17 protein-coding genes and 1 pseudogene are annotated in these 18,535 nt (G+C 61.0%); 12 read left to right on the forward strand and 6 right to left on the reverse strand.

The window, feature by feature from the left end; genetic code table 11:
- The 6 genes and pseudogenes from G6035_RS15340 to G6035_RS15360 form a co-directional block, all read left to right on the forward strand.
- A pseudogene (locus tag G6035_RS15340) lies at positions 1–431 on the forward strand (hypothetical protein); the annotation flags it as partial.
- A complete protein-coding gene (locus G6035_RS15345; protein ID WP_176617975.1) occupies positions 428–1,057 on the forward strand; it encodes a 4-carboxy-4-hydroxy-2-oxoadipate aldolase/oxaloacetate decarboxylase in 630 nt (209 codons plus the stop codon). The pseudogene G6035_RS15340 and the gene G6035_RS15345, both read left to right, overlap by 4 nt.
- A gap of 501 nt (positions 1,058–1,558) precedes the next feature.
- Positions 1,559–1,687, forward strand: coding sequence for a hypothetical protein (locus G6035_RS20240; protein WP_256128040.1), 129 nt, complete (start codon positions 1,559–1,561; stop codon positions 1,685–1,687).
- 1,132 nt (positions 1,688–2,819) lie between these two features.
- Entirely contained in the window at positions 2,820–4,070 is a 1,251-nt protein-coding gene (locus tag G6035_RS15350; RefSeq protein ID WP_176618011.1) for a CaiB/BaiF CoA-transferase family protein, read from the forward strand.
- On the forward strand, positions 4,067–5,065 hold the full coding sequence (locus tag G6035_RS15355; RefSeq protein WP_176617976.1) for a hydroxymethylglutaryl-CoA lyase: 999 nt from the start codon (positions 4,067–4,069) through the stop codon (positions 5,063–5,065). Before G6035_RS15350 ends, G6035_RS15355 begins: the two co-directional genes overlap by 4 nt.
- A gap of 2 nt (positions 5,066–5,067) precedes the next feature.
- Complete coding sequence (locus tag G6035_RS15360) at positions 5,068–6,057, forward strand: D-glycerate dehydrogenase (RefSeq protein WP_176617977.1); 990 nt, start codon at positions 5,068–5,070, stop codon at positions 6,055–6,057.
- 29 nt (positions 6,058–6,086) lie between these two features.
- Here the strand turns inward: G6035_RS15360 and G6035_RS15365 are convergent, their stop codons facing one another.
- On the reverse strand, positions 6,087–6,878 hold the full coding sequence (locus G6035_RS15365) for an IclR family transcriptional regulator (RefSeq protein WP_176617978.1): 792 nt from the start codon (positions 6,876–6,878) through the stop codon (positions 6,087–6,089).
- Between the two features lie 98 nt (positions 6,879–6,976).
- Here G6035_RS15365 and G6035_RS15370 point away from each other — a divergent pair, with 98 nt between their 5' ends.
- The 5 genes from G6035_RS15370 to G6035_RS15390 all read left to right on the forward strand — a co-directional run bounded on the left by G6035_RS15370 (position 6,977) and on the right by G6035_RS15390 (position 11,352).
- Positions 6,977–7,768 carry an IclR family transcriptional regulator gene (locus G6035_RS15370; protein WP_176617979.1) on the forward strand — a complete coding sequence of 264 codons (792 nt, stop codon included), beginning with the start codon at positions 6,977–6,979 and terminating at the stop codon, positions 7,766–7,768.
- Positions 7,769–7,989: 221 nt separating this feature from the next.
- Positions 7,990–8,802, forward strand: a complete 813-nt coding sequence (locus G6035_RS15375; protein WP_218063285.1) for an amino acid ABC transporter ATP-binding protein — start codon at positions 7,990–7,992, stop codon at positions 8,800–8,802.
- 84 nt (positions 8,803–8,886) lie between these two features.
- On the forward strand, positions 8,887–9,762 hold the full coding sequence (locus G6035_RS15380) for a glutamate ABC transporter substrate-binding protein (protein ID WP_176617980.1): 876 nt from the start codon (positions 8,887–8,889) through the stop codon (positions 9,760–9,762).
- Between the two features lie 37 nt (positions 9,763–9,799).
- On the forward strand, positions 9,800–10,450 hold the full coding sequence (locus G6035_RS15385; protein WP_176617981.1) for an amino acid ABC transporter permease: 651 nt from the start codon (positions 9,800–9,802) through the stop codon (positions 10,448–10,450).
- Complete coding sequence (locus G6035_RS15390; RefSeq protein WP_176617982.1) at positions 10,447–11,352, forward strand: amino acid ABC transporter permease; 906 nt, start codon at positions 10,447–10,449, stop codon at positions 11,350–11,352. Before G6035_RS15385 ends, G6035_RS15390 begins: the two co-directional genes overlap by 4 nt.
- Before the next feature lie 553 nt (positions 11,353–11,905).
- Here G6035_RS15390 and G6035_RS15395 read toward each other — a convergent pair.
- The 5 genes from G6035_RS15395 to G6035_RS15415 form a co-directional block, all read right to left on the reverse strand.
- Complete coding sequence (locus G6035_RS15395; RefSeq protein WP_176617983.1) at positions 11,906–12,964, reverse strand: DUF4192 domain-containing protein; 1,059 nt, start codon at positions 12,962–12,964, stop codon at positions 11,906–11,908.
- 99 nt (positions 12,965–13,063) lie between these two features.
- Positions 13,064–14,023: a hypothetical protein gene (locus G6035_RS15400; protein WP_176617984.1), complete on the reverse strand. Its 960-nt coding sequence runs from the start codon at positions 14,021–14,023 to the stop codon at positions 13,064–13,066.
- An 8-nt stretch (positions 14,024–14,031) separates the two neighbouring features.
- The gene (locus G6035_RS15405; protein ID WP_176617985.1) at positions 14,032–14,505 is read right to left on the reverse strand and encodes a hypothetical protein; all 474 of its coding nucleotides are present in this window, start codon (positions 14,503–14,505) and stop codon (positions 14,032–14,034) included.
- A 182-nt stretch (positions 14,506–14,687) separates the two neighbouring features.
- Positions 14,688–15,188, reverse strand: coding sequence for a hypothetical protein (locus tag G6035_RS15410; RefSeq protein ID WP_176617986.1), 501 nt, complete (start codon positions 15,186–15,188; stop codon positions 14,688–14,690).
- Between the two features lie 468 nt (positions 15,189–15,656).
- Complete coding sequence (locus G6035_RS15415; protein WP_176617987.1) at positions 15,657–16,976, reverse strand: helix-turn-helix domain-containing protein; 1,320 nt, start codon at positions 16,974–16,976, stop codon at positions 15,657–15,659.
- Positions 16,977–17,179: 203 nt separating this feature from the next.
- Here G6035_RS15415 and G6035_RS15420 point away from each other — a divergent pair, with 203 nt between their 5' ends.
- Positions 17,180–18,517, forward strand: coding sequence for a hypothetical protein (locus G6035_RS15420; protein ID WP_176617988.1), 1,338 nt, complete (start codon positions 17,180–17,182; stop codon positions 18,515–18,517).
- Positions 18,518–18,535 lie beyond the last annotated feature (18 nt).

Genomic DNA, 18,535 nt, shown 5'->3' on the forward strand with positions numbered 1-18,535 from the left:
AGCATCTTGCCGTTCCCCTGGCTGTGGGCGGAGCCAGCCTGCTGGCCAGCGCCTACAGTCCCAACCCGGTCGTGGCCTTCATTTTCCTGACCCTTGCAGCCGGCGGCATCTGGGGCGGGCTCGGCGTCTTTTGGACCCTGGCCGGAGAATTCCTGGCCGGCGCTGCGCGGGCAAAGGCCATCGCCCTCATCAACACCCTGGCCCAAATGGGTGGGCTCATTGGCCCCTGGATGACCGGGGTGCTCAAGGATGCCACAGGGGGATTCGCCGTCCCCTTGACGGCACTTGCCGTCGCCTCGTTCCTCGCCTCCGCGATCGCACTGCTGATGAACCGGCATTCGAAGATTGCATTGCGCACTCCCATGGTGCCCTCGAAGGGGTACTCCCCGACCCCTAGTTCCGCATCTTCCCAGAAGGAGCCCACGGCATGAGCATCACCACCACCGGCACCAATATTTTTGACCGACTCGCCGAACTTGGCGCTGCCACCGTCTACGAGGCCAACGGACAGCGCGACGCCGTCGACCCCACCATCAAGCCACTGGACCCTCGTTCACGCATTGCCGGTCGCGCCGTGACCGTGGAACTGGAGCCTGGCGACAACTGGTTCATTCATCTCGCACTCCTCGAAGCTGGCGAAGGCGACATTCTCGTCGTCGACGCCAAGGGTTACACGCAGGCCGGCCCTTGGGGCGACGTGCTGACCCTGGCCGCCCAGGAACGCGGACTCGCAGGGCTGGTTATCGACGGCGCCGTCCGTGACAGCCAGGACATCATCACAGCAGGATTTCCTGTCTTCACCCGGGGCGTCTGCATACGAAAGACAACGAAGGTCCAGAAGGGACGGATCAACATCCCTGTTACTGTCGGCGGGGTCCTGATCAACCCCGGCGACGTATTGGTCGGCGACGCCGATGGACTGGTCCGAATCCATGCAGACGACCTGGCCACTGCACTGGCCTCATCGGAGGCACGGCTGGCCAAGGAAGATGAAATGCGCGACGCCATCCGTGCCGGTGGGACGACCCTGGACCTGCTGGGACTGCCCCGCCCCTGACCTGCCCACGCACCGCCTCGAGGGTCGAGGAAGGCCGAGGAAGACCCCGCGAATATGGCGCCGGGTTGCTTCCCGTCGACGCCGGCCCCGCCCCGGCTGGCTGCAGGAGCGGCATGTCGCCGCAAGGAGCAGCGCTTGGGCGCTGAGCGCAAGCACCGGCGCCCGGCCGTCGGTCCCGCCCCGGCCGTCGGTCCCGCCTCGGCCGCCGGTCCCGCCCCGGCCGCCGGGGCCGTGAGCGCCAATCCGGCGTCGTGGACCTGGATGTCCGTTGCGCTCTCGCTCGGCGACTGTTCTTTTGGCGGCGGCACCCTTCGCCGCAGAGGGCGAACAGAACCTTCATGGTCGCGACGCCACCGCAGGCGTTGGCCGGGTCTTCGGGATCGCTGAGGGCCCAAAATTCCTTTGTCGGGGTTAGGCCGCGAGCCGCCGCTGCGTGCCCGGTGGCCAGGGCTGCTGTGGTGATGTCCATCCCCACGCCTCATCTGGCGCAGGCCGCACAGAATGCGCGCTAACGACTTTGCCGGCGTCACGCATGTCCTGCACCCGGTCATCGGAGCCCTGAGCGGCCTGTTCCCTGTCACCGGACCCGCCCCCGACGTCGCGGGCGGCATGTTCTGCTACCCGAATTGATTGACGCCTGCTTCCCGGTCGACGGCCCGGTCCCCTGGCGCGGGCGGGCAATGTCTTCGTGTCCGCTATGCCATCGCAGGCGTCCGCCGGGTTGTTGAGGTCAAGTTCGACGTGGAGGTGGTTTTCGGCGTTGCCGCTGACCCGAATTTTCTCTTTTCCGCGTCTGGTCTGGACCACCCCCGCGTGCCCGAAGTCCATGGGCGTCTTGGTGATATCCAGTCCCATGCCATGCCGAGCGCTGGCAGCGCACGATGCGCGCCAGGCGCTCCGGCGGCGTCAAACATTTCCATCACCCGGTCGGCGGGGAGCCCCGCCACTTGTCGCGCCCCTGAACTCGCGGCCAACAGTGAACTTGCGCGTCGACTGTCCCCGACCGGCCCGGCATACCACCGATGACGCAATCCGGCACCTCCATGCAGGGGCCGCGAACGGCGTGCAGCCCGATACCGCCCGTGCCCGCGCTATCAACTGGTCCTGCTCCGGATCTGTCAGCGCCGACGTGCGCCGGGGCCGATGCGTGCGCCGGGATTGGTGCCTACCTTGCCGGAATGGCAGCATGCACGCGGGGTATTCACCGAGTCGCACCGACGCCGGGACGGGGCCATCCAGTGCTGGACAGCAGTGAGGTTCCGAAGGCGCTGCCCAATCCGTGAGCGCATGATGCCGGAGTCGTGCCCAGATAGCCGACCGCCAGTTCTTTTCATCGGCGTAATTCCGGAGCAGCCGACACCAAGGGTGCCCCGCCTGCTCCGCCGACATCCACGCCCCTGAAGCGGCCAATAGAGCGGCCAACTCGACATCCGTCCGCAAGTCCATCGTGACAGTATGGCGGCGAACGCGGGAAACCACTGTGGCGAGCTAAGAGCCCGGGTAGTCCTTCACATCCAATGCCTTATTCGCGGGCAGCCAATAGAGCCAATCGAACCGTCTGGTTTACATTATGAGTTTCATCTCATATTATGAGTATCAATCTTGGCGCTCCCATATAAGGCACCATCGCGGCGACTTCATGGGGGGACCAACGACCGGTCAGTCCTTGCTGCCCCGCAGCGGGAATGGGCCGCTCCTCGCCGGGGCAACGCCGATGAATCTTCACGCGATACGCACACGTTTACGTACAGAAAGCGAACCAATGACACAGACACGCATCGCTCCGCTAGAAGGCGTCCGCGTCCTTGAGCTGGGAAACTACATTGCCGCACCCACGGCTGGTCGGATGCTCGCTGATTTCGGTGCGGAGGTCATTAAAGTGGAGCGGCCAGGGTCCGGTGATGAACTGCGAAACTGGCGCCTGCACAAGGGTGACACGTCCATGTTGTACCGCACGATCAACCGCAATAAGAAGTCCGTGGTGCTCGATCTTCGCACCGAGGCCGGGAAGCGGGCCGCGCTCAGGCTGGCCGCGAAATCGGACATCCTGTTGGAAAATTTTCGCCCGGGGACACTCGAAAAATGGGGACTGGGCCCGAACGCGCTCAATGAAGCCAACCCGGAACTGATCATCACCCGCATCTCCGCCTTTGGACAGACCGGTCCGCTGTCGGCGCGTCCGGGGTTTGCCGCCGTCGCCGAGGCCTATGGAGGGTTCCGCAACCTGGTGGGTGACCCGGACCGCCCGCCAGTCCGCGTGGGCGTATCAATCGGCGACTCCATCGCTGGGCTTTATGCCGCCTTCGGGTCCGTGATGAGCCTCTACCAAAGGAATGCCCGACGGCGGGATGCGGCCGGCACCGTGCCGCTGTCGGAGCGGATCATTGATGTCGCGCTCAATGAAGCCATGTTCTCCATGATGGAATCACTCATCCCGGACTACCAGGCCTATGGCGTGGAAAGGCAGCGCGTCGGCGGCCGCATGGAAGGGATTGCCCCATCGAACGCTTATTTCTGCAGGGACGGCTCGAGCATCGTCGTGGCCGGCAACGGGGACTCCATCTTCCAGCGTTACATGGACACCATTGGGCGCCCTGATCTGGCAGCTGACCCGACACTGCAGAGCAATGCCGGCCGCTGGGCCCGACGCGAGGAACTTGACCACGCCATCGGTGCGTGGACCGCCGGCCTTGACTCCGCAGACGCGCTGGCTGCACTTGATGCCGCCGGTGTTCCTGCCGGGCCCATATTCACGGCGGCGGATATCAGCACGGACAGCCAATACGCTGCCCGGAACATGATCCAGAGATTTGACGTTTCCACCGGCGAGGAGATACTGACCGGTGTCGGGTTCCCCGGAATTGTTCCGGTCATCGGCGGCCAATCGCTGCCCATCCGCAGCCTGGGCCCCGATCTGGGGGAAAACACGGCAGAAATTCTCTCCGGACTCCTTGAAATGGACGACGAAGAGATCAATGCGGCATCGGGCCGCGAGGAGGCACTTCAGCCATGAACCATCAGCCATTCGACTCCGCGGACACGGACACGAGCCAGATTATTCTAAGGGATGTCACCCTGCGGGACGGCCTGCAGCTCACCGGCAAGCTGTTAACCACCGAACAGAAACTTCAGACCGTCCGGGAGCTGCTGCGACTGGGCGTGCCTGCCATTGAACTGGGCTCCATGGCCCGACCGGATCTCGTCCCCACCATGGCCAACACCTTGGAAGTGGTCCAGGCCCTCACCCCCGGGGAACTGGAAAAGTGCTGGATCTGGGTGGCCACCCCCGGACACGTTGCCAAGGCTGCGGCTGCCGGTGCCCGAAATTTTCAGTACTGCCTCTCGGCATCAGACTCGCACAACAAGGCGAACATCGGCCGCACCACGGATGAAAGCCTTGCCGCGTTGCCGCAGGCGATGGAACATGCCAGGGCCGTTGGCGGGCAGGTGCAACTGTGCATTGCCACCGCGTTCACCTGTCCCTTTGAGGGAATGGTTCCCGAGGACCGGATCCTGGCCATCGCCAACGATCCACGCACGGAGGGCACCGCCGACATCGTGTTCTGCGACACGCTTGGCCAGGCGATCCCCGCCCAGGTCGCCGGCCTGGTTCGGCGCGTCCGCGAAGAGTCCCCGGCGCGGCGGATCGTCTATCACGGGCATGACACATGGGGACTCGGCGTCGCCAACACCATTGCAGCAATCAGGGCCGGTGCATCCATGGTGGACGGCGCCTTGGGCGGGCTGGGCGGCTGCCCCTTTGCGCCGGGCGCCAGCGGAAACACGTCCACCGAGGACATTCTGTTTGCAACCCGCCCCGGCTGGCTGACCACAGAGAGGTTCGCCGGATTGGTGGTTTTGTCCGAGAAGCTGCTCGCGGAATTAGGTGAACCCAACCGATCCAAGGCGGCACAGGGTGCCCGATCCAACGCGGCGGCCTTCGCATGGGTCATCCCGGCGGAGGATGCTTCATCTGACAACATGTCCTGCGGCATGGGAGGGAACTGAATATGGGCAACCGCTTCCTGGTCACTACCGCCATCCCGGATCCCGGACTGAAACTGCTCAGCGACGCCGGCCAGGTCACGGTGCTGCCCGAACCTCCCGACTACCCGACGCTTGCGGGTTTGTGTTCCTCGGGTGATTTCGACGTCGTTCTCACCCAGCTGCGCGACGTGATTGACGCGCCGCTTTTGGCCCGTGCGCAGCTGCGGGGCGTGTCCAACTACGCGGTCGGGTACAACAACATTGATGTTGCTGCTGCTGCCCGCTGTGGCATTCAGGTGGGCAACACCCCCGGTGTGCTGACGGATGCGACGGCGGACGTTGCCATGTTGCTCATCCTCGGCACCGCGCGCCGTGTGGTTGAATCCGACAATTTGGTCCGCACCGGCCAGTTCCGCGGCTGGGAACCCGAATTGCTTCTAGGACGGGATGTCTCCGGTGCTGTCCTGGGATTGGCCGGCTTTGGCCGGATCGCCCGTGCCACGGCCCGGCGTGCCCTCGGTTTCGGGATGGACGTGCTCTTCGCGCCGCGGCCTCCGGGGGATCGCCCGGTAGGCGAGGAGGAACTCGGCGAGTTTGCCGGCAAGATCCGGCAGGCGGGGTGGGATGAGCTTGTGGAACGCAGCGACTTCCTCTCCCTTCACGTGCCGCTGGTTGAGGAAACACGACACCTCGTGGATGCCCACGTGCTGCATCGAATGAAGCCCGGCGCGATCCTGATCAATACCGCCCGCGGGCCGATCGTCAACGAGGCGGACTTGGTGGATGCGCTGAGAGAGGGTGTCATCGCCGGTGCCGGGCTGGACGTATTTGAGGATGAACCGAGGCTGGCGTCCGGGCTGGCCGCGTTGCCGAACACTGTCCTGCTGCCTCATGTGGGAAGCGCCACCGTCGCTGTGCGCAGGGAGATGGCCCGACTGTGCGCCCTGAACGCCGTCGCCATGGCTGAAGGCCGCACGCTCCCGCATCCGGTGAATCTCCCCGCCTGGTCATGATCATCGCTGGCCGATGCTCATGGTGGTCGTCACGCCTCGCCGGGGAACCTGCCGCTGATCAGCCTCGTCATGTTCTCGGCTGTTGCAAGCAGAGGTTCCACCCATGCCTGGCAGGTCTTCAGCGGCATACGCAGAGTGGGGCCACTGACGGTCACCGCCCCCACCAACTCGGCCCTGGAGTCGAAAACCGGAGCCGAAAGACCGGAGGCTCCATCTTCACGCTCGCCCACTGTGATGGCATATCCGTCGGTCCGGGTCTTTTTCACCGCAGAAACCAGATATTCCGAAGTAGTGATTGTCGCATCGGTGATCGACTCCAAGGGATCGCGTACGATGGCGTCCATCAGCGGAGCATCCCAGGCCAGGAGGACACGGCCGGCAGAACCCGCGTGGAGCGGGAGGACCTTGCCAAGATGCATCTCCCGCCGAAGGGCATGGTGCGTTTCCGCCAGGGCGACACACATGCGCTCGCGCTGCTCGGTCTTGAAGAAGCAGGCAGTTTCGCCAGTGGCGTCCCTCAATTTCTTGAGCAAGGGACCGACTATGTCCAGAACCTCCACACCGCGCGTGGCCGGGGCAGCCCAGTACGCCATGCGCATGCCAATGCGATAGGCATCCTCGTCCCGATCCAGGAAACCCTGGGACGTCAAATTCGTGACAAGTCGCTGAACTGTGGAAGTGGGCAGGCCCGTGGACTCGCGAATATCGCCCAGCGACAACACCGGGCTCGAGAGCGAGAACGCGTCCAAGATCGAAGAGATCTTACCAAGGACAAGCAAGGCATTGCCGGTGGACTTCGTGGAATTCTCGGCGGCCGACATGGGACTGACGTTAGACTACGGCCGCGGCTCGGTCCAATCGCACCTCCGTATTGGCAGGGCGCAGTCATTGACGTCGGGCTCAAAGGTAGATTTGTAGCATGGCCCTTATAGATGCGTCGCCGGTTCCCAACAAGCCACTGCTCGTGCTGGGGAAGATCACCGAGATCCTGGACGCCTTTTCCCTCTCCGAGCCCTCCCTTACCCTCGGTGACCTTCGGAGCCGGACTGGCCTTCCGACATCGACCCTTCAGCGCTTGGTCGCCAATTTGGTGGACCAGGGATTCCTGGACAGGGACGGGGAAGGCATCCGCGTCGGCATCAAAATGGCGTCATGGGCCGCGCCGGCAAAGAGAGGGGCCGACACCCTAAGCATCATTGCGCCGATTCTGAAGTCGCTCCGGGATGGTACGGGGGAGACAGCCTGCTATTTCCGGGAAGAACAGGGGCAGCGCGTTTGTGTCGCGATGGCCGAGACCAGGCATTTGTTGCGTCGGGAAATGCACGTGGGCAAGATACTGCCCCTGCATCTCGGATCCTCCGGAAGGGTGCTCATGGCATGGAATCCTGTCCTGGAGGCCCGGGTCCTGGAGCGTCCAATGCCCCTGGTCGGCGATGCGCCAGGCAGAACCACCGAACAACTGCAGCTGGCCATCAAGGAAACCCGGTCTTGCGGCTTCGCCATCACAGTGGGGGAGCGGGAGGACGGCGCGTCCGGGATTTCGGCTCCAGTTTTCGATGCCATGTCGGAAGTGCAAGGGGCACTGTCCATCCACGGCCCAACGTTGAGGATGCCCTGGGAACGTTGCCGCGAGTCCGTGGAACTGCTGCTCAAGTCCGCAGAGGAAGCGACCCGTCTCATTGGTGGCCGGCTACCTGATCCGCGACGGTAGCTGCTCACAGTGATCTAGGGCTGCCGGCTTTCAACCCTGTCCATCTTTCGATGGTCGTTGTCCCATTCGCACAGCCATTTCCAGTCCCATTTTCGTAACCTACATTGTGAGATCGAATTTACATTGTAATTTTTCTTTGGTTCATGTAGCGTGAATCACAGTGAGCGGGGAATCACATTGTGAGTCAAATGAGTAGTTCAGTTTCTAGGAGGGTCATGACTATGTTCAGCAAAGGCGCCGAACCCGCCGACACGCCTACAGTGGGTGTCGGCCCCCGCGTGGCCGAAAAGGCCGTTGCGGGACCGATCGTTCGTTTGAGCGGAGTGAACAAGCATTTTGGGTCCCTCCATGTGCTCAAGGAAATCGACCTCGACATCGCCGAGGGGGAAGTCGTTGTCATCATTGGGCCGAGCGGGTCCGGCAAATCAACCCTTTGCCGGGCGATCAACCGGCTTGAAACCATAGACTCCGGAAGCATCGAACTGGGTGGCTCCCCAGTACCAGTCGAGGGAAATCGGCTGGCCGCCCACCGAGCCGATGTTGGCATGGTCTTTCAGTCCTTCAACCTCTTCGCCCACAAGACCGTGCTTGAAAACGTCACCCTGGGACCCATCCACGTACGCAAGTGTTCGCCGGCCAAGGCCCGCGCTCAAGCAATGGAACTCCTTGAACGGGTAGGGGTCGGAGCTCAGGCGACAAAACTGCCGGCGCAGCTTTCAGGCGGTCAGCAACAACGTGTGGCCATCGCGCGCTCGTTGGCCATGAACCCGCGCGTTCTGCTCTTTGACGAACCGACCTCAGCGTTGGACCCGGAAATGGTCAATGAAGTGCTTGATGTCATGTCAGCGCTGGCCCAGGACGGTATGACGATGGTCGTCGTCACCCACGAAATGGGGTTCGCGAAACGCGCCGGAGATCGAGTGGTGTTCATGGCGGATGGGGCGATCGTGGAGCAGGCTTCGCCAACGGAGTTCTTCGACAACCCGCAAACAGACCGGGCAAGGGATTTCCTGTCAAAGATCCTTGTCCACTGAATCGGTCGGCTTCTACTACCCACCAGCCACCCGTCGGAGCAGTCCGGCAGTAAACAATGTCCGCAAAAAACAATGGAGTTTCTTATGAAGACACAACGCCTCACTATTTCAATGATCGTCCTCGGGGCTCTTGCCCTCACCGGGTGTGGAGGCACCACGGCAGCGGCCAACAAGGTCGAAAAGCAAACCTTCGCAGCGGGTACCACCATGGAGCGGCTTGCCACGGCCGGGACGATCCGGATCGGTACAAAGTTCGACCAGCCCGGTTACGGGCTCAAGGGACTGAGCGGCAAGCCTGAAGGCTTCGACGTCGAGATCGGCAAGATCATCGCCGGGAAGCTGGGAATCCCAGAGGACAAGATCCAGTGGGTAGAAACACCCTCCAAAGTCAGGGAGGAATCAATAATCCAGAACAAGGTCGACATCATCACGGCCACCTATGTCATCACCGATGAACGACGCAAACGAGTCAGTTTCGGCGGCCCGTACTATCTTGCCGGCAGCGACCTCATGGTCAAGGCTTCCGACAGTGCAATCAGCGGGCCGGAGTCCTTCAAGGACGCCAAACTCAAGGTGTGCGGCGGAATCGGCTCAATCGACGGGGACAAAATCAAGCCGTACCTGGCCGATCCGACAAACCAGATGGTCGAATTCGATGTTCTGAGCAAATGTGAGGACGCGCTGCGAACCGGCCAGGTGGATGCCATGACGGCCGGCAATTCGATCCTTGACGGGATGGCCGCCAGCAGCAAGGGCACCTACAAAGTCATCGGAAAACCCTTCTTTGTTCAGCCCTACGGTGTCGGAATGGCCAAGGGTGACATCAAGTTCTGCGAGTTCGTCAACAAGTCGCTCAAGGAGGCCGCGGCCGACGGCAGTTACGAGCGCGCGTGGAAGGAAACTGCGGGCAAAGGCCTGGAAACCGTTGCCAAGCTCCCTGAGCCCGCGCCCTGCTCCTGACCCAAAAATCATCCAACCCAGGTGAAAGGGTCCGCCCATGGACGTCATCGTCGACAATTTTGATCTATTTGCGCAGGGCTGGTTGCGCACCGTCCAGATCTGTTTCTACGCCCTACTCGGCGCGTTGCCCCTTGGCATCCTCCTGGCCGCGGCACGCGTGTCGCCCGTTCCCTTCCTGCGCTCCCTCGGCGGGACATGGGTAACCATATTTATGAGCTGCCCCCTCACCGTTGTCCTGTTCTTCATGGCGTTCGGTCTGCCGGAGATCGGCATCAAGGGATCATATTTCTGGTTCGGCACGATTGGTCTTGCGCTCTATTCGGCGTCTTTTGTCTGCGAGGCCCTTCGCAGCGGGATCAACGCTGTCCCCGCGGGCCAGGCGGAAGCAGCGAGGTCCATTGGGCTTTCCTTCATGCGGAGCCTGAACCTGGTAATTTTGCCTCAGGCCCTCCGTTCGTCGTTGCCGCCCATGACAAACGCAATCATCTACCTCATCAAGAACTCAGCCATTGTCGGGGCATTCGGTGTCGGGCAGGACCTCTTCGCCGTCGCCGACACGCTAACCGCGGCGCGTGGACTGTCGGCGCTTCCCGTACTGACCGGCGTCATAGCCGGCTACCTATTGCTCGTGCTGCCCATTGGGCGCATTCTGTCCCTGATCGAAACCAAGGTGGCGATTCTTCGATGAGCTCCTCAAGCTTCCTCTATGATGCACTCGGACCCCGTGGCAACCGGCGAGTGCGCTGGTACAGTGCGGCCTTCGCCGCCGTGGCGCTGGGCGTACTCTACCTAATAGGCCAGAAATTGGCGGTTGAAGGACAACTCAGCGAAGAAAAATGGGGTCCGCTGGTCAATCCAAGCAACCCCAATTTCGGGCCACTCTGGACATTCCTCGCCGGTGGACTGGTCAACACACTCATAGTTGCCGCGCTGGCCATCGTATGCGCGCTGCTATTCGGAACGGCCATGGCGTTGGCCCGTGTCACTTCAAGGCCGTGGTACCGCTGGTTCGTGGTGTCGGTCATTGAGGTACTCCGGGGCATCCCCGTGGTGCTGCTTATTTTCTTCGTAGCGCGTGTCCTGCCAGAGGTTGGAATCGGACTCTCGACCATGACTTTCCTGGTCATTGGGCTGACGCTCTACAACGGCGTGGTCATTGCCGAGATCCTTCGAGGGGGACTTCAGGCACTTCCTCGTGGGCAAAAGGAGGCCGCACAGTCTCTGGGACTGTCCAGTTGGAATACGCTGCGGCTGGTTCTGTTGCCCCAGGCGTTCCGCATGATGCTGCCGGCTCTGATCGGTCAGCTCATTGTGGTGGTCAAGGAAACGTCACTCGGTTTCATTATCAGCTATGAAGAACTGCTCCGACGTGGACAAATAGCCATCCAATCCCTGAGCAACCCCTTGCAGCTGTTTTTCATTATCGCCGTCATCTACATCATCATTAACCTCGGGTTGACGCTACTGACGCGGAAACTTGAACGCGGCGCAGGAAAAAAGACGGCCAAGACTCCGGGCGGCCGTCAAGGCGCCAAGGCAAGACGGCGGGTTCCCGACCCGATTCCGGAAGCCCGCGCCCTGCAATTGTGAATCGTCGACCCGGCTCTCGGATAATCCATCCCAGGATAAGCCGCGGAAGTTCGACTGGGAGCAATTTCTGAAAGTGGTCGCATGCCGCCCTCCGAGAGGGAGATATGGGGCCGCGCATGTGTAGCAGCCATGGAGCGCAGAAGTGCTCAGCACAGGTCAATGTCGTCGGACTTTCCGGGGCCAGCAAGGGAGGCCCGGCGCGGGGTGCGCCCCTGGCACAGGTCCAGCTTCGTTTGCCGCAGGGCGCGGAGCAGCCTCAACCACAGGAGTTTGTTCCTTTGATAGCCACCAAGGTCTTTCGCGGTACGCTGGGCCGAGCGATCCAGGAGATGGCACGCTTGACCCCGGTGGGCTCATGGGGACCATGGTGGTGTCAATGACGTGGCCGAGAGGATGGCGTGGGTGTTGGTTTGTTTGTGGGTGTTCACGTTGACGATGTTCGTGTATTCGTCGCGGACGATGCTCATGGCGACGGGTTCCTTCCCAAGACGGGACTTAAGGTGGCCAGCTTGTTGACGGCTTGCCGCTACCCATTAGAGATACACGGGGCCGGCTACCCCATGCCCATTCCACCGATTTCCGGCCCACGGGTGTGCGGCGGCTGGTAGGCGGTTTGCCGGCTGGTGGCCCAGTCGGAGAGGATGCCGTCGCGGACGAGGTGGTCGGTGAGTTGGGCCAGACGGTAATCCGGATCTGCTTCGAGGGCACGTTGGAAGCATTGGTGGGCTTTGCTTCCGTGGCCTTCCCACCATTGGATGACGCCGAGGCTGGTCAGTACGGGAGCTGCGTCGGTGCCATCGGTGCGCATGTAGAGCTGCAGTAGGACCTCTGATGCGCGGTCGACGCGCTTCCAATGGGGGCTTTGCTTGGTTTGGCCCAGAAGCAGATCCCGCATGCTGTCGTCGATGCCGGGGATATCGGCGAGGAGACGGTCCCGGACGCTAATGAATTTGAGGTTGGCGATGAGCTCCGCGGCCTCGTCGTCGGTAGGCTCGCTGCCGCCGTCGAGCATTTTGTTCCAGAGAGTCCTCGCCCTTTCAGTGGCAGCCTGCGGGGTCATCGCCTCGATTCGAAAGCAGTGCCGCATCACTTCGGTGCTGAGGGCCGGGCGGGCCATGACCGGGATGTGGAATCCGGGGGAAGTTTGAATGCTGGATCCGCGGAAGACGAGCTCGGCGTTGAGTTCGCTGGACAGGATCCGGTCCAGCGAATGGCTGGGCGTTGAGTCGTCGCCCATGCGCAGGTAGTTGGTGAAGGTCGTTTCTCCAACGACCCAGCCATCCCGGACGAAGACGTCCTGTTCGCCGAGCTTCTCGGTCAACTCCGCCATCACGTCCTCGTGCGGACGAATTTCCCCAGGGTTCAAGGAGGCGTGGGTAAAGATGCCGAAAACGACGGCGGTTGCCTCCCTGTCAGTGGCGACGTAGCGCAGGATCTGCTCGACGAAGTGATTGGTGTCAGCGCCTGGCGCCGGAAGGTCCACCCTGAGGGTGGAGCCGATGCAGCGACCGTCCAAGGTAACGCAGACCAGGCTTTCCTGTGGCCAGAAGCCCAGGCTGTGGCCCATCATGGCGATGAAGTCGTCAGGGGTTTTGATGCTGAGCTTTTCCATGATGCCTCCACATGGCGGTGCAGCTGGCTGATGCCAACTACACACATTCATGGTTGGGAGGCGCGCTAACTACATGACCGGGCTCTGGCGGGTGTCGTTTCAGTGCCCTTGGAGGAGCTGTTCGGCTTGGTTGACGAGGACTCGGTCGCGGGGGAGTAGCGTCAAGCCGCGCAGTTGGGCGTCCCGGACCTCGACCACGCGGCGCTGAAGATGGCCTGTGACCCGGCGTGCAACGGGGTCAAGGAGGGGTGTCCAGCGGTTGCGGAGCAGATATTTTCGCTGGGTGCTGCTGCGCCGCCAGACAGGAGTCATTAGCACCATCAGCCACCGTGAGCGGATATTGCGCCGCAGGAGTCCCAACGATTCGCGGAAACGCGGCAGCACGAGGCCGATGCTAACGAGGATTACGGCCAGGGTTTCAAGAATGGCAAAGGACCAGTTCAGCACGCCAAGCCAGGGGTTTCCGTAGGCCGGGGAGGCCTCGAGCATTCCGAGCAGGAGCCGGTTTCCCAACGCCAGCGCCATGAAGATGCACCCTGCAGCAAAACAACCAAAGCCCGATTTGAACGTCCTGCTTCTCATCCTGGGAAGGAACCGAAAGCATGTCAGGGCGGCGTCGGCGCAGACCCAGATGATGAACGCCGAGCCCATCCAAAGAAAGACCTGCATGCCTGGTTGGCTGCCGTAAGCCAAGGGCAGGTTCTGGTTGGTCACATCCACACGGCTACTGAAGAAGCCGGCGACGACGCACGTGCCAGCCAGAGCGAGGGCCAGGCGTCCACGCACGAGGTGGTGCCGCCGTCGTACTTGGCCACTGATGGCGGCCAGCACCGTGGCGGTGTGGAATTGCCAGAAACTGACCATGATGGCTATGACCAGGGCCAGTCCGACGTGGTTGCGGCCGCCGAGGATGGGATCGGCCGCGTTGTAGACGGCAGGGATAAACAGTGTGCAGGCCAAGGCGGCGAAGAACGTGGCGCGCAGGACGGGGGCGCGCTCCCTGTCCAAGGCCGTGCGGATCCGGACGAGCGTCAGCAGCCACAGCATGGCCGCCGGCACGTATTCCATTATCCGAAGACCTTGCTGAAGCCTGCAGGGTCTGCCGGAAGATCCTGAGAGCGGGAGACACGTTCCATCAGGAGGCCGGCCAAGAGCTCGGTTGCTGCCTCGTCCTCATCCTCGAAGCTGGTGCGGCCCAGTACCTGTATTGGTCCTCCCGGGAATCCGGGGAGGTCCACCATCAGCTGTGAGGTCGGGGTGCACCGGTGTCCAAGGATCAGATGGGCGAACTCGTGCAGGATGACGTACTGCCGATGCCACGACGAGTTGAGTGGGGCATGCAAGACATAATCAACTCCATCGTGGAGGAACCAAAACCCGCAAATATCGTTCCCACGCAGGGTACTGAGTTCCCCGATGACGATGGGGCGGCCGTTCTTGGCCTCGATCCAGGACTGGATGGAGCTGAGGCCAGGGTGATCGCCAAGCTCAAGCTGAGAGAGGGCACGTTGCACGATGTTGCGGGTCTTTCGCTTAGTCATGGCCGGGCCTTGGGGAAACGGCCGCCCTGATGGGCGCACAGGGCAATCGCTGTGCTTGTGTGCCCCACGGGTTGGTGCTGGCGGACGGACATGGACGGACCGATCGATGTGCTTCGGCGGCTGTGACGATTCACCGCGTACTTCATGCTAGATCCGTCCGAGGCGGCTGGCCAGACGTGAGTTTAGTTCTTGTCCGTTTGGCTTACTAGGTACTCCCTGAGCCCGGCTTCACCGCGGCGCATCAGCGCTGCGTGGGCGTACGTGAATGCGGGCCGTGCGACAGGACTAAGGAAGGCCATCCAGCGGCTGGTGGGGCGCACCCGCCATTCGATGTCCATTTGGGTTTTGTTGTTCACTGTTGACAGGTGGACGCGGCCTTCACCGACCAAGTCGCCGCCGGCGTCGAACGTGACTTCATTCAGGGTTTCAGCGTGGGTTGGGTGATATGTCACCGAGAGCGTGTAGCCCAACGACGCCTTGAAGTTCAGGGTGGCTGTTGATGCCAGGAGGAGCTCGTTATTGGTGGTGCCAGCATCGGTTTCCCGCTCAAGCGGCTTTCCCTGCGTGCAGCCGGGCCACCAATTCTGCCAAGCCATGTTGGGATCCGCGATGGCGTCCCAAACTTCCTGTTGGGTGTTCGGGAACGTCCAGGACGACGAGAGGTCGTAGAGTCGGGTGGCCATGGGGATATTGTTGCACGGGTAAACGGAGGAGCGCTCCGCATCTTGTTATGAGGGCACCATTTTGGCGGTCCAAGCAGGGAACTTCCAAAAACCGATACCAATGTAAGCCCAAGCGGTGTAAGTCCCTGCCCACACCTGAAAATTACAAAGTCGACGAAGCCGCCCGTAGACTGTGCTACTCCGACTACGGCCACGAAATTGAGCCCGAGGTCTGGGCCAATTAACCCGCCGACTCAGGGAATTAGGAATACTGCCATAGGCGTGCCGCTACACGCTGGTAGCGGCGGTCATGAATACCCAAGTAACAAACACCCAAACCGAGGAATTGGCCTCACACCACGCGGGTGGACCCCGGCCGCGGACACCAGCCGCCACACCCTTGCATGACCGATAGCCAAGCACGGATTCCTGCTGCGCTCGCAGTCGTGAAACTCGGCGTGCAGCCACGCTCGGTGGCTTGGCTAGGTGCTAGGTGGTGGTTGGTAGTGATAGATAGTGCAGTGATTCGGCTCCGAACTGTTCGATGATTTCAAGGGCCATTGATCGGGCAATGGCGAGGAGGTCTTCTTCGGTATCGCTTGGGAGGATTTCGCTTTCCACTGGGTGGAGTCTTGGAATTGTTCGGCCGCTGTAGTCTTGGCCGACTTGAGATGGGTCGAGAAGAACTCCGCCGGATCGTCTTGGCCCAACAAGAATGAAGGGCTGAGTGCCACTTCGGGTGGCTTCGATGCGGAGGCCGAAGGCTCCAGCATTCTGGCCCTTCTGCATGGCTTCGTAGGCAAGGGAAACGATGTCGGCCGCGAAGGATTCTACGGTCCACTCAAGAATTTCCTGATATTCACCTTTTGGTAGGATTTCTTTAGGTCTACCGAATCTGAACGTCTCGTGGCCTTGATCTGATTTAAGGGCCACGCCTACGGAACCATCGTGATGTATTTCGACATGAGCTTCTTCGCTTCGATTATCGGGCCCTTCAATGAAGGCTGTTTCAGCGATCAAGCGACGCCGGCCAACTTTCAGCCGCTCCGGACTGTGACGGATTCTCGAAAGGGGCCGGTCCAAGTCGCCGTCTTTCTGAGTCATTTCAACTGAGCGCCTGCGGCTAGCTTTCAACATCTCATAGACCTCTTGGCGGTTCACGTCACTGTGCTTGCTGGTTGGTGCCAGCGGGGTGGCTACACCGAGTAGCCATGTCTGATCCGGAAGATCAAGCCGATCCTTCAAGTCCTCGACCATGGTCTCCAGCAAGTCATTGCGCGATGACCGAAGACTGAAGCGCTCCGCGTAGGCCCGCTCAATTGATCGCTCATCAAGCCAAATCGTTGTTGGACCGTTTCGAACAGGGGCTCCGTACAGGTGCTTCTGCCCAACCAAGTGCGGCGCATTGGGGCTACCCGGTACGATGGCAACCACAACCCCGACTTCTGATTCCTCCGAACTAGACAGCGGGTACAGCTTCAAACCTGGAACCATGGGTTGGGCAGCTGCGGCAGCTGACAAGATCATAAGACGATCAGCTTCAATGACGCTCACAGGACTGATTGATTCCGCCCGTCCGGCGGAGTCCTCCGCGACACCGTAAACAATTACTCCCCCGCCGGAATTAGCCATGGCGGCGATGTCCTTGGTTGTTTCATGGACCTTGCCCCGCTGTGGCAGGTCACGCTTCCAATCCAGGCCCGCATCTTCACCAACTTCGGCAGTAACAGCCTGCACAATGTGCTCATAAGTCAGCACTCCCTTGGGTAGATTCAAGGCAGCATGAAGTGAGGTCCAGGGATTCGTCATAGGACTACGCTATCCCGATGATCGCAGCTGCCACGCGCCGAGCTGTGCCGAGAAATTCTTACACAAGTCGTCCCCGTTCGCTCTTGTGCTGACAGAAACGCAATGCCCTTGGCATAAGCTGTTTGTGGTGCAGTGGGCTGCATCAGGTGGAAGTGTTTCTATCCAGATTTGGGACTTTCCCATTCGTGCCAGAGGAGACTGCATTGGACGACGAGATTGAACTGTTTGGTGATGAAAATGGCATAGCGCTCATCGGTGATCCGGCAGCAATCGAGCGCTTTCTGGCATCGGAGGGCCTGCCGTCGAAAGACCTTGGGTTGCCGAGGCTGGGGTCGGCTCTCATTGCGGGGGCCGGAGCAGCACAGGCCAGTGCCGAGATTGCCGCGAACGCTGGCCGCTGGGTGAAGCTGACCGAGAAATCAGCCAAAGCGCTAAAGTCCACTGAGCTTATGAAAGGGTCGGAGGCGGGCGTTCGCCGTGCCGTCCTGATGAAGAATGGAAAGATCTCAGGACTCCTCGAAATAACTAAGACTCCCGCACAGATTCTGACCAACCCTGCTGCGCTGTCTAGCGTCGCCGGCTTGATGTCGCAGGCCGCCATGCAGCAGCAGATGGACGAGATCACGGACTACTTGGCAATTATCGATGAAAAAGTCGACGGCATCCTTCGTGCCCAGAAAGACGCCGTGCTGGCTGACATGATCGGGGTTGGACTAGTTGTCGATGACGCTATTACAACTCGGGATACAGTCGGGAGGGTGTCCGAAGTCACCTGGTCGAAAGTGCAAGCATCGTCGCTGACCGTCGCAAGCACCCAGATGTATGCGCTGCGGCAGATGGATGCGCTGGCAGAGAAGATGGAGCGAAAGTCTAAAATAGGTGATGTCGCCAAGGCGGCGCAAGAAACTGAGCCCAAGGTTCGCGAGTGGATTGCCGTCCTAGCTCGGTGCTTCCAGCTATACGACTCGCTGGCTGTGCTTGAACTTGACCGTGTCCTGGATGCTTCTCCCGAGGAGCTTGATAGTAATCGACGTGCCCTACGTGTGGCTCGGCAGAATCGACTTGATCAAATCACGCGGAGAACTGAGCAACTGCTTTCAAAGATGAATGCTGCCGCTGGATGGGCCAACACGAAAGTACTCCTTCATCCAACAACAGCACGGACGGTGGTTCAGTCAAATAATAAGGTGGAAACTGCCCTGAATGAGTTCCACAAGTGCCTCGGCATTGAGGACGGCCAGCAATCTGTCGAGGCCAAAACTTGGGTAGAGGCGGTCGTTGATGTTCGCGACAAAGTGATCGAAACGGGTGCAGATGGTGTCGACGCTACCAAACGCATTAGTAGTGATGCCTTTGGTCTAGCACGGACAACAACCGACAAGGTCCTTGAATCAGGATCTGATGGCGTCGATGCAACGAAGCGTTTTGGTAGTGAAGCACTGGGTCGGGCGCGGACAATAAGCGACAAGGTCTCGATCGGGCTTGCCGAACGTTTGCTCCGTCGGGTCGCGGACGATGAGAGGCCTGAGCGAGAGGGCTGAGCGGGCAGGCCCGTCGGA

It is taken from the genome of Arthrobacter sp. SDTb3-6, assembly GCF_013376095.1.
GTDB lineage: Bacteria > Actinomycetota > Actinomycetes > Actinomycetales > Micrococcaceae > Specibacter.